Origin of the sequence: Paenibacillus sp. HGF5 (genome assembly GCF_000204455.1) — a bacterium.
Classification (GTDB): Bacteria; Bacillota; Bacilli; order Paenibacillales; family Paenibacillaceae; genus Paenibacillus_AQ; species Paenibacillus_AQ lautus_A.
In genome coordinates this window covers 17,697-29,388 of the sequence record NZ_AEXS01000185.1, presented here as the reverse complement: position 1 = coordinate 29,388, position 11,692 = coordinate 17,697, and the positions used below count along the sequence as shown (strand labels likewise).

The window sequence follows — 11,692 nt, the reverse complement described above, 5'->3', positions numbered from 1 at the left end:
CCCACTATGACAGCTCCAAACACCCGGCGGCTAATTTTATTACGAACGCAACCATTCGTTACAGTCATGGTTCCATATCCGGCAACGGACCTTACCGGGTCGGATTGAAGATGGGCCAAGGCTGGGTATATACGGAAGGACTCACCCACTTCGAACAGACGGACACCGAGCGGCTCATCATGGCGGGTCATGACAGTCAGGGGAAACTGGTTGTCGCTTTGCAGCTGAGCCGGGAGCCTTTTTAATAGAGAGAGGAGACGAGGATCGATGGAGCAAAACATACTGGTCGTATTGCCGCATCCGGATGACGAGGCTTTTGGTTTGTCCGGCACGCTGGCTAAATATATCATTGAAGGCGCACATGTAACCTACGCCTGTTTAACGCTGGGGGAAATGGGCCGCAATATGGGCATTCCTCCCTTCGCGAATCGCATTACGCTTCCAACGATACGCAAAGCGGAGCTGGAAGAATCCTGCAAAGCCATCGGCATACAGGATCTGAGATTGCTTGGTTTCCATGATAAAACGATTGAGTTCGAGGATCAGGACAAACTGGACGGCGTGATTGCTTCTCTGCTTCAGGAGATCAAGCCATCGCTGGTGTTCACGTTCTACCCTGGATACAGCGTACACCCCGATCATGATGCAACAGGCGCGGCCGTCATTCGAACGATTGGTCGGATGCCTGCCGAAGAAAGACCCGTGGTCCAATGTCTGGCTTTCTCCAACAACTGTGAACAGGAACTGGGTAAACCGGATGTCTACCAAGACGTATCCATGTTTATGGTGCAAAAGCTGAACTCCATCCAAGCTCATCGTTCTCAATTCCAAGCAGCCGAGCTGCTAGGCAAGAAACAGATGAAGGCCAAGGAAGTGGAGCAGCGCTTCGGAACGGAGCGTTTCTGGACCTATACCTTTGCATAAAGATCCATCAATCGGTTTGATCCATAAAAAGAGCCGCAGATGCTAAGTCTGCGGCTCTTTTTTTTCTAGGTTTAGTCGAATGAGTTAGGCCGGCTTAGGTTTCTCTTCATTTGCATATAGGAAGCAGAATGAACCAAGGACCAATGCTAAGGACTGCTGATGGATAAAGGATAGAGTGTGCCCTTCATGCAGAAGGAGGTTCTCCCGGTCTCTTCCGATACAACGAGAATCAAGGCATCACTGATCTCGGATAGGCCTATGGCTGCACGGTGGCGGGTTCCGAGCTTGCGATCCCCGTAGGTTTTGGCGGTTAAAGGCAGCACGTTCGCAGCCGAAATAATCATATCTTTGCGCACGAGCACAGCTCCATCGTGGAGCGGACTGCCCGGAACGAATATGGATTCAAGCAGGGGGCTCGTGATTTCTGCCGACAAGGGAATGCCGGGCGTTATTAAGGAATCCAGGCCGTCCTCTCGTTGAATAACAATTAACGCACCCAGATTTTTTTGGCTGAGATGGTATATAGATTTCGCGATTTCTTGATATTTGCTGGTGAAGGGGAAGAGAAAACAATTGAGATAATACGTTGATGAAATCGATTCGGCTTCCATGAACTTGGTCCGTATCGAATCCAGCTCGCCCAGCAGGCAGGAGCCTTCTTGATCCAAATTGACGATAACCTGCTGCAGATGGCCCGTGATATCCGAAAGCTGTTCCTTTAATTTACGTTTGAGCGGCGTAAAATTGCAGTCTTGATTGTGCATCCGATGTCTTCCTCCTTATCATTGGTATCATTACCATTCGGAGATGGCGATATTCCCAACATTCGGCTTGCTTCTATCCAGCAAACATCGGAATAACCGATTTATCAGGAAAACTGATAAATGCTATAAGAACATTGTAATTGACCGGTCCCCTAAGCTGTGATAGGTTCAGAGGAGCAATAAAATTAATTGTATCGCAATAGTAGGAATTAATAATGTGCGCTTTTGAGAGGTGGATATTGTTGGAACTTCATGTAACGAACAGTCCTTTTAATCAGGAACAAGTGGAATTGCTGAATCGCTTACTGCCTACACTGACGGAATCCCAGCGGACGTGGCTGAGCGGCTTTATCGCTGCTTTGCAGGGAACGGCAGCCGCTGCGGCAGTTGCTGCTTCACCGCAAGCGAGTGCGGCGGCGGCCGTATCGGCACCGGTCGTGTCAGCTCCTAAAGAAGTCACCGTCCTATATGGGTCTCAGACGGGCAACGGTCATGGATTATCGAAAAAGTTATCGAAGAAGCTTGAAGAAGTCGGATTGCAGGTCACCATGTCCTCGATGAGCGATTTCAAGCCGAACAACCTGAAGAAATTACAGAATCTCCTCATTATTGTAAGTACGCACGGAGAGGGCGAACCGCCGGATAACGCGATTCCATTCTATGAGTTCCTGCATAGCAAGCGGGCACCTCAGGTGGAGAATCTTCAATATTCCGTACTGGCGCTGGGGGATACCTCGTATGAATTTTTCTGCCAAACGGGTAAAGATTTCGACAAGCGCCTCGAGGAACTGGGCGGCAAACGGCTGACGCCAAGAGTAGACTGCGACGTGGATTTTGATGAATTGGCCGCGGAATGGATGAATCAGGTCCTCCTATCGTTGAATGAGGCCGGAGCGGGATCGTCCGTTGTTGAACATGTAAGCGCGGTAGCCCTGACCGACAGTACGGAATCGGAATATTCAAGAAGTAATCCGTATCAAGCCGAGATCCTCGAAAATTTAAATTTGAACGGAAGAGGGTCTGACCGGGAAACCCGTCATATCGAAATATCGCTTGAAGGATCGAATCTGCAGTATGAGCCTGGCGACAGTTTAGGCATTTATCCGGAAAATCATCCGCAGCTGGTAGATGATCTCATCGCTGTCATGGGATGGAATGCAGACGAAGCGGTCGTTGTAAACAAAAGTGGCGAAGCGCGGACGCTGCGGGATGCCTTGCTCCGTCATTATGAAATCACGGTTCTCACGAAACCTCTGATTGAACAGGCGGCTAAGCTGCCCGGGAGCGAAGGACTTCAGAAACTGCTGGAGCCTGGACATGAGCAGGAACTTCGTGCCTATATCGAGGAACGGGATTTGCTGGATCTGGTACAGGATTATGGGCTGCAGCAAGTGGCGGCAAGCGATTTTGTATCCATTCTGCGCAAGATTCCGGCTCGTCTGTACTCGATCGCAAGCAGCTCCAAAGCGTTTCCGGATGAAGTCCATGTCACCGTTCGGACGGTCCGCTATGAAGCACACGGCCGCAACCGCTACGGGGTGTGCTCGGTACAATTGGCAGAACGACTGGAAGCTGGCGATTCATTGCCGGTATACATTCAGCATAACCCGAACTTTAAGCTCCCCGAGAATCCGGACACCCCGATTATTATGATTGGACCCGGCACGGGCGTGGCCCCTTTTCGGGCTTTCCTTGGGGAACGGGAAGAGACGGGCGCAGAAGGGAAATCGTGGCTGTTCTACGGCGATCAGCATTTCACGACGGACTTCCTCTACCAGATCGAGTGGCAGCGCTGGTTGAAGGATGGGGTGTTGACTCGCATGGATGTTGCCTTCTCACGGGATACAGACAAGAAAGTGTACGTACAGCACCGGATGCTGGAGAACAGCAAGGAGCTGTACCAGTGGCTCCAAGAAGGGGCTTGCGTATATGTCTGCGGCGATGAGAAGAAGATGGCTCATGACGTGCATTCCGCGCTCGGGTCCATTCTTGAACAAGAAGGCGGGATGAGTCCGGAAGAAGCTGCGGAATATCTGACGCTCATGCAGCAACAGAAACGTTATCAGCGGGATGTGTATTGAGGTCATCCCTGTGGTTTTCGAGAGGAGAAAAGGAACATGTCTGATAATAACCTGGTATCACCGAATAGTGCGCCGCATAGCGACGTCGAGGACATCAAGCGTCGAAGCAATTATCTGCGGGGCAGTCTTGTAGAAACATTAGAGGATCGCATTACGGCATCGATTCCCGAAGACGATAACCGCCTGATGAAATTCCACGGCAGCTATATGCAGGACGACCGGGACTTGCGAAACGAACGGCATAAGCAAAAGCTGGAGCCCGCTTATCAGTTCATGCTGCGCGTACGCGCAGCGGGTGGTGTCGTGACGCCGGAGCAATGGCTGATGATGGACCGCGTAGCCCAGAAGTATGCAAACGGCACGATTCGATTGACAACGCGTCAATCCTTCCAGCTTCACGGTGTATTGAAGTGGAATATGAAGAGCACCATTAAAGAAGTCAATGAAGCCATGCTTAGCACGTTGGCCGCTTGCGGTGACGTTAACCGTAATGTCATGTGCAATCCGAACCCCGATCAATCCGAGATTCATTCGGAGGTATACGAGTGGGCACGCATGCTAAGCAGTCATCTCGATCCGCGTTCGCGTGCGTATCATGAGATTTGGCTGGACGGCGAGAAGATCGTAGACAGCCTGCAGAATGGGGAGGAACAGGAGCCGATCTATGGCCCGGTGTACCTGCCGCGGAAATTCAAGATTGGGATGGCCGTGCCGCCTTCCAACGATGTCGATGTTTATTCCCAGGACCTCGGCTTCATAGCGATCGTTGAGGACGGCAAATTAAAAGGCTTTAACGTCTCGGTAGGCGGCGGTATGGGAATGACGCACGGTGATCCGCTAACCTATCCTCAAGTGGGGAAAGTCATTGGTTTCTGCAAACCCGAGCAGATCGTGGACTTGGCCGAGAAAACGGTGACGATTCAGCGTGATTACGGAGACCGCGCAGTGCGCAAGCATGCTCGATTCAAATATACGATTGATGACCGAGGAATCGATTGGTTCCTTAGCGAGCTGACCAGCCGTCTGGGATGGAAGCTGGAGGAGGCAAAGCCGTTCCATTTCGACCATAACGGCGATCGTTACGGCTGGGTAAAAGGCAGCAACGGCAAATGGCATTTCACGCTGTTCATCCAGAACGGTCGCGTGAAAGACGAGGCCGATTACCTGCTGATGACGGGTCTTCGCGAAATCGCCCAAATCCATAATGGCGATTTTCGATTGACGGCCAATCAGAATCTGATCATTGCCAATATCAGCAGCCACAAAAAGAAGAAGATTGAAGAACTCATCAAGCGTTACGGGCTGACGGACGGCCATCATTATACTGCGCTGCGCAGAAATTCCATGGCATGCGTAGCCTTGCCGACTTGTGGGTTGGCCATGGCCGAATCCGAGCGATATTTGCCGACGCTATTGGATAAAATCGATCCGATCCTGGAAGAGAACGGACTGAGCGAAGAGGACATCGTCATCCGAATGACAGGATGCCCGAACGGCTGTGCCAGACCGATGCTGGCCGAAATCGCGTTTATCGGTAAGGCACCGGGCAAATACAATATGTACCTGGGCGGCGGATTCTCCGGACACCGGCTGAACAAGCTTTATAAAGAGAACATCGGGGAGGCTGAGATTCTGGACTCCCTTCGCCAGATCATGAAGCAGTATGCACAAGAACGCGAGATCGGCGAGCGCTTGGGCGATTATGTCATTCGCGCCGGTTACGTGAAGGAAGTATTGGACGGTCAACAATTTCACGCGTAATTCTACTCAGTTATTAACAAACCGGAGCTCTCTTAATGAAAAGCTCCGGTTTGTTACGTTTATTTCACCTCTTTGTCCGTCTCGCCCATATTTCAAACTAAAGAGCCGCCTCTTGAAATGAGAGGCGGCTCTTTTTGTGCTCATTGCTCCAATACGCCGGCGGTGCTCGTTTTCTTTTTAAATAATGGGATCAGTGACGCCGATCCTGTGAGGAGCAAGAGAGCACTGACCGCATAGACGAAGAACAGGGACAGCTGGTCTTTGAGCAATCCCCCCAGCGACATGCCCAGCACCATCATGCCCATAAAGATCGGGGTAAGGGCGCCGCCCACCCGACCAATATATGGCCCCTCCGCATTGTTTAGGATCAGGGTGTTGATTCCAATGTGGATGGCGGGGTAAATGAATCCGTTGAGCACCAGAAGCAGCAACGTAAACATGATGTTTGTTGACCAGCCGATACCGAGGTTGCCAACAGCACTAACGGTCAGGCCGAGAACCAGTAAGGTTTGAGGGGTTATTTTCTTGGCAAATGCCATGACGAAGCCTCCTCCGACCAGCATCGCCGCCCCATTGACGGTTAACAGCCATTGCAAGAATGACTTATCCTGCGCGAGGTTCTCAATCGTCACAAATATCGCGAGCGGCTGAATAAGTCCCGATGCCAAGCCAGCGGCGGCGAAGGTCGCACCTAGTGTTCGGAGCGTTTGGTTACTCCATACATAACGAAGGCCTTCGATAAGTTCTTGCTGGAGATTCTGGCGCTTGGATTGTGTCTCTTCCAGCATATCGCGAGGCAGTAAAGTCAGAATCAAGCCAGAACCCAGAAATAGGGCGCCTGTGGCGATCAGCGATATTTCAATGCCGTATTTCTGGTATACAAATGCGCCTGCGATCGGGCCGATGACCGTAAAGAAAGCAACCATGGATTGAAACATGGCCATTACGGAATGCAGCTGTTCAGCGGGCACATGCTGTTTGAACAGCTTCATCGCCGAGGGCTGGGAAAATTGTGACACGGTGGCAGAGAAAAACGTGAGTACCAGCAATGCCTGCCACGACCCGTTATGAACGGCGATCAGCACGAGAAATGCCGATAACGCCGACAAAATATCCGAAGAGACCATGGTACGTTTAGGACGCCAGCGGTCCGCGAAAGTACCGCCGATGAAGGCAAACAGGAAAATAGGGGCAAATTCGGCTACGGATATGAGAGATACATGCACAGGATTATTGCCTGTCATGTCCGTAACGTATAACAGAATGGCGAAGTTGCGGACCCAAATGCCGAGGTTCAAGAGTACGCGTGAGAACACAACGGTTCGGACATACGGGTTGTTAAGCATCATGAAAGACTCTCCTTTCGTGACCTGCATTGTGCAGGCCGGACATCGTAAAAACAAGCGAATGCGCATTTCGTTGGTTAATACATAGACATAATAATATTTTGTCTATAAATAATCAACATATATTTTGTGTTGTCTATAAATCGCTCGCCAAAAAGGCACTTCCCGCATTGGATCATGCGCTTGAAGTGCCTTCGAACCTGATGATTATTACGGGTATGTGTCTATTTTCCGGATCTACGCTCTTAACCTTGTTCAAGGGACTTAATAGAGATATAATGGACAGGGGTATTTATTGAATACCGGCTTCAGATTCAATGATGAAAGAGAGTCGAAACGTATGGGCCGTAAATGGAATAATATTAAGGAAAAGAAAGCATCCAAGGATGCTAATACAAGTCGCGTATACGCGAAATTCGGTGTGGAAATTTATGTTGCCGCCAAAAAAGGCGAGCCGGATCCTGAATCCAACCGTGCGCTGAAGGTTGTTCTAGAGCGTGCCAAAACATATAATGTGCCGAAAGCGATTATTGACCGCGCCCTGGATAAAGCCAAGGGCAGCGGGGACGAGAACTATGAAGAGCTTCGTTATGAAGGCTTCGGTCCGAACGGATCGATGATCATCGTCGATGCATTGACAAACAACGTCAATCGGACGGCGCCTGCCGTGCGCTCTGCCTTTAACAAGAACGGGGGCAATATGGGCGTCAGCGGTTCGGTGTCCTATATGTTTGATCCAACCGCCGTCATCGGAGTGGAAGGAAAGACGGCAGAGGAAGTCATGGATCTGCTGCTCGAAGCCGACCTGGATGTCCGCGATATCTTGGAAGAGGAAGAAGCCGTGATTGTCTACGCTGAACCGGATCAGTTCCATGCGGTTCAGGAAGCATTCAAAGCTGCTGGCATAACGGACTTTACCGTTGCCGAGCTGACGATGCTGGCACAGAATTTTGTGTCCCTGCCGGAAGAAGGACAGGCGCAGTTCGAGAAGCTGATCGATGCACTGGAAGACCTTGAGGATGTTCAGCAAGTTTACCACAACGTCGAGTTTGAGGAATAGTCGATAGAGATCGATATCCTATTAAAAAACCATCGTATTCAGGAGTCCTGTGTACGATGGTTTTTTGCTGCATAGCTTATTTAGTTTGGATCAACCCTTATTGGCCGGATTGAACAATGATGACTTCGGCTGAGGTGATGGCTGGAATCGACTTGGTCATGATAGGCGAGTGGTAGGCCACGACCTTAGTACCCGGTTTCAGTTCCGATTCCGTGCTGAGCCCTGCAATCACTTGCGTGTCTTCGGTAACGTTAAGAATGACGTCATTCTCCGTTGATTGGTCGGACCCTACATTGATATACAGCTGGTCTTTGGTCGTGCGGTCGGATGCTGCAACGGTGCCTTCGATTTTGGGAGCGGTCGTTTCCGAAACCACGATCTTATCAGCGTGAGTCCGGGCAGGATAAATCAGGGTCATCACTTGGCTGTAATAGGCCTCGATGCGGAGATCTGCTTTCAATGCTTCAGCCGTCAGCGGTTTACCCTTCGCATCGACGATTTCTGTGTTCTCATCTACGGTAAGGATCACGTAATTGACGCCGCCCGACTCCAGTGCCTGACCCATGAGGGTGATTTTGTTATCTGCCTTGTCGGTAATGATTCCGTTCGTGCCGGCAGGTTCTTCTTGTACAGGCTCTTCTGCTTGAGCTTGAACCCGAATGTAGTCCGTTGACGATTGAGGCGGCATGCTTAACGCCACATAAGGTCCGTAGAAAGCGCGAATGCTCATGCCGGCTTCCAGGTCACCCGCATTGAGCGTGCTTCCGTCTGCATTGATGATTTTCGCTTTTGGATCCAGATGAAGCAGAATCGTCTCTTCACCGTCGTTATACAGATTGGTACCCTCCACCAGAATGCCTTGCTTGGTCACCTCAGCGATGGTTCCATCAATTCCTGCAAAGTCTTTATCCTGAACGATGATCGTAAGCGCTGAGCCTTGAGCAGGCAGACTCTTGGTGATATTCGGGCCATAGAAGGCTTTAATTGCTTTGTTCTTGTCCACAATCGTTTGGAGTTGGACTTTGTTTCCTTTGGCATCGATGATTTTAGTATCCTTGGATATGGAGAGCCTGATTTCTTGTTGATCGGTGGCACCGAGACCGCGGCCGGTGACCGTAATCCATTTGCCCGTTTTATCGTTTACGTATTCCGTTATGTAACCCATGGTTCCAGGAACGTTTTTCTTTGCCTGGTTCACGATGCTGCCTTGCCCCGTATGGACTGAAGCAGGAGGGACGTCCTGTGCATAAGCGGCTGCCGGCAGTGCTGCCATGGCCAGAATTGTTGCGGTTGTTAGTACTTTGTAGAATTTGTTCATGATAGGTATCCTCCAAGTGTAGATTATCCTAAAGGCTAGGATACAGCCAAGCCATGCGAGAATTGGTAAAATGTACTTGCTGCACCTCTATAGACGGGAGATCTGTAGAAATGTTGCAGCACGGGTGAAAAAACGTGCTGAAGGATTCCGTTGTTTATCTAGTAGACGGGGGCTGCGGCGTGAATCGTTCAAGAATCGAGGGATGGATCCATGAATCTTCATGCACTCCGCATATTTAATGATGTGTCCAAAACGGGAAGCATCACGAAATCGGCCGGCAATCTAATGTTAAGCCAACCGGCCGTTACCGCCCAAATCCGCAATCTGGAGCGGGAACTCGGCTTGAAATTGATTGAGGCGAATGGGCGCAATATTCAATTGACCGAAGCCGGTGAAGCGTTGGCCGCGCATTCCCGGCGGTTATTTGCGATGGAAGCCGAGATGGAAGACATGATGCAGGCCATAAAATCTGGCCGGGAGGGAAATTTGCGGATATGTGCGACGGAGCTGCCGGAGACCGCCTTGCTTCCCGGTTGGCTGGTTGGATATAAACAACAGAATCCACGCGTGAATGTGGAGCTGCTGAAAGGGAATTCCAACACAGCCCTGCAACGATTACGGGATCATTCGGTTCATATCTCGATCGTTTGCGGCAGTTGGTCCATAGAAGACGAGGTCATTGAGTCCTTTACGATTATGGAGGACGAATTGATTTTTGCCGTACCCGCAATTCATCGCCTAGCCGGCAGAGAAGTTACTCGATTCGAGCTTATGGAGGAGTCTTTTGTGCTGAGAGAGGAAGGGAGTTACACACGAAAACAGTTCATGTCTCTGATTGAGGCCTCAGGCATCCGGGGACCTCGTTCCTCCATCACGATCGAGGGAATGAAGGAAACCATTGAGGCGGTTAAAGCGGGTTACGGGGCTGCACTGGTCCCGGCTCTATCCATCAAGACAGAGCTGGCTTCCGGCGAACTTAGCAAGGTAAAGGTAATAGGCGTAACGATCCCGCATCCCATACGGGTGTGTACCAAAAAGCTAGAAGCGATGCCCGCACACATCCGTTCTTTTATTTCCTATATCCAGGCGGATATCCGTGAAAGACACTACGATATCCGTGGATGATGAACGGCTCGCGCCTGATTCATCCATTTTTTTATGAAACGAAGGGTAATCGGTATTATTCCTTTTTTATCATATGAGGTACACTCGGTTAAGCGGATGCTAGATCAGATGAGAAGGAGCGAGGTACATGCGGTCATACCTTTTTGAACATTTGGAATTTGTGCGTGCACAAACCTTGAATATTGTAAGGGATATCCCGGACGAAATGGCGGAATGGATTCCGAGCGGAATGAATAATCACGTGAAGTGGAATGCAGGACATATTTATTTGACGCTGGAACGGTTTGCGTTCGGCGTGAATGGCGAGACTATGCACCTCCCCGAGCATTATGCCGAGCTGTTCCGGACGGGCTCCAGACCAAGGGAGATCAACGCTTCATGGCCTTCCATGAGCGAACTTATCGAACGGCTTGAAGGTCAAGTCCAGCGGATCGAACAGAGGTACACAACACATCTGCAAGATACCGTCTTGTCTCCCTACACGACATCCAAAGGTTTAAAGTTATCCAGGATAGAAGAATTCTTAAGCTTCTGCTTATATCACGAAGGCATGCATTTTGATAAAATCAAATCGATATTAAGCCAAAATATCCAGTAATTTTACAATTAGTGAAGGAATTTCATACATAAAGTCGAATAAAGTATAAACAGCCTGCAGCAAGAAAGAAGGTGACCCGGCGTTATCAGGAAAGACAAAGAAAAGGATAAACGGCGAATCGCATTTGTCCCTGTATTGAAGTGTGAGCAAAGAGGACACGGAAATACAACTTGAAGAGGAGTCGGGCAAATGTATATCGTTACCGAAAGATTAGTGATTCGCGAGTTTGTACCAGGAGATTGGCAGGATGTTCTTCAATATACATCCGATCCCTTGGTGATGTTTTACATGCCGGAGCCGGTGCATACGGAAGAGACGGTAAAGGAATTTCTGGAGCAGAACAAGGACGGGCAACCGCATCATTATGCCGTCATGCTGCAGAAGGGACAACGCGTGATCGGACACATGGTGTTTCATCCTTGCTTCGGCGAACATACTTACGAGATCGGCTGGGTCTTTCATTCGGCCTACCACGGTATGGGGTATGCTACGGAAGCAGCCAGAGCCTTGCTTCAGCATGGCTTTGAAGCATTGGGAGTACACCGGATCATCGCGACATGCCAGCCAGAGAACACGCCTTCGTATAAGGTGATGGAGAAGCTTGGCATGAGGAGAGAAGGCTGCTTTAGGCAGTGTATTCCTCGAGGCGAGGTTTGGTGGGATGAGTATTACTATGCTATGCTAAAGTCTGAATGGCGTACAATTTCATAGAACT

11 protein-coding genes are annotated in these 11,692 nt (G+C 50.1%); 8 read left to right on the top strand and 3 right to left on the bottom strand.

All coding sequences use genetic code 11. The features are described from left to right. On the top strand, positions 1-245 hold a 245-nt coding region (locus HMPREF9412_RS31650; RefSeq protein ID WP_009596031.1), incomplete at its 5' end, for a DUF1806 family protein. Positions 246-267: 22 nt separating this feature from the next. After that, positions 268-924, top strand: coding sequence for a bacillithiol biosynthesis deacetylase BshB2 (gene bshB2 / locus HMPREF9412_RS31645; RefSeq protein WP_009596037.1), 657 nt, complete (start codon positions 268-270; stop codon positions 922-924). 146 nt (positions 925-1,070) lie between these two features. Here the strand turns inward: bshB2 and cdaS are convergent, their stop codons facing one another. Further along, positions 1,071-1,688 (bottom strand): sporulation-specific diadenylate cyclase CdaS, encoded by a 618-nt coding sequence (cdaS, locus tag HMPREF9412_RS31640; protein WP_009596047.1) that lies wholly within the window; start codon positions 1,686-1,688, stop codon positions 1,071-1,073. A 242-nt stretch (positions 1,689-1,930) separates the two neighbouring features. Between cdaS and HMPREF9412_RS31635 the strand changes: the two genes are divergently transcribed. Together HMPREF9412_RS31635 and cysI are read left to right on the top strand one after the other, a co-directional pair. Continuing rightward, positions 1,931-3,769, top strand: coding sequence for an assimilatory sulfite reductase (NADPH) flavoprotein subunit (locus HMPREF9412_RS31635; RefSeq protein ID WP_009596046.1), 1,839 nt, complete (start codon positions 1,931-1,933; stop codon positions 3,767-3,769). A 36-nt stretch (positions 3,770-3,805) separates the two neighbouring features. Then, entirely contained in the window at positions 3,806-5,530 is a 1,725-nt protein-coding gene (gene cysI / locus HMPREF9412_RS31630; RefSeq protein ID WP_009596030.1) for an assimilatory sulfite reductase (NADPH) hemoprotein subunit, read from the top strand. A gap of 140 nt (positions 5,531-5,670) precedes the next feature. Here the strand turns inward: cysI and HMPREF9412_RS31625 are convergent, their stop codons facing one another. Next, positions 5,671-6,879, bottom strand: coding sequence for an MFS transporter (locus HMPREF9412_RS31625; protein ID WP_009596042.1), 1,209 nt, complete (start codon positions 6,877-6,879; stop codon positions 5,671-5,673). 337 nt (positions 6,880-7,216) lie between these two features. Here HMPREF9412_RS31625 and HMPREF9412_RS31620 point away from each other — a divergent pair, with 337 nt between their 5' ends. Further along, the gene (locus tag HMPREF9412_RS31620; RefSeq protein ID WP_009596040.1) at positions 7,217-7,936 is read left to right on the top strand and encodes a YebC/PmpR family DNA-binding transcriptional regulator; all 720 of its coding nucleotides are present in this window, start codon (positions 7,217-7,219) and stop codon (positions 7,934-7,936) included. 97 nt (positions 7,937-8,033) lie between these two features. Here the strand turns inward: HMPREF9412_RS31620 and HMPREF9412_RS31615 are convergent, their stop codons facing one another. Beyond that, positions 8,034-9,254 carry a hypothetical protein gene (locus tag HMPREF9412_RS31615; protein ID WP_009596034.1) on the bottom strand — a complete coding sequence of 407 codons (1,221 nt, stop codon included), beginning with the start codon at positions 9,252-9,254 and terminating at the stop codon, positions 8,034-8,036. A 210-nt stretch (positions 9,255-9,464) separates the two neighbouring features. Between HMPREF9412_RS31615 and HMPREF9412_RS31610 the strand changes: the two genes are divergently transcribed. The 3 genes from HMPREF9412_RS31610 to HMPREF9412_RS31600 all read left to right on the top strand — a co-directional run bounded on the left by HMPREF9412_RS31610 (position 9,465) and on the right by HMPREF9412_RS31600 (position 11,688). Then, entirely contained in the window at positions 9,465-10,379 is a 915-nt protein-coding gene (locus tag HMPREF9412_RS31610; RefSeq protein WP_009596044.1) for a LysR family transcriptional regulator, read from the top strand. A gap of 127 nt (positions 10,380-10,506) precedes the next feature. After that, positions 10,507-10,977 (top strand): DinB family protein, encoded by a 471-nt coding sequence (locus HMPREF9412_RS31605; RefSeq protein ID WP_009596033.1) that lies wholly within the window; start codon positions 10,507-10,509, stop codon positions 10,975-10,977. A gap of 189 nt (positions 10,978-11,166) precedes the next feature. Beyond that, complete coding sequence (locus HMPREF9412_RS31600) at positions 11,167-11,688, top strand: GNAT family N-acetyltransferase (RefSeq protein WP_009596022.1); 522 nt, start codon at positions 11,167-11,169, stop codon at positions 11,686-11,688. Positions 11,689-11,692: the final 4 nt, after the last annotated feature.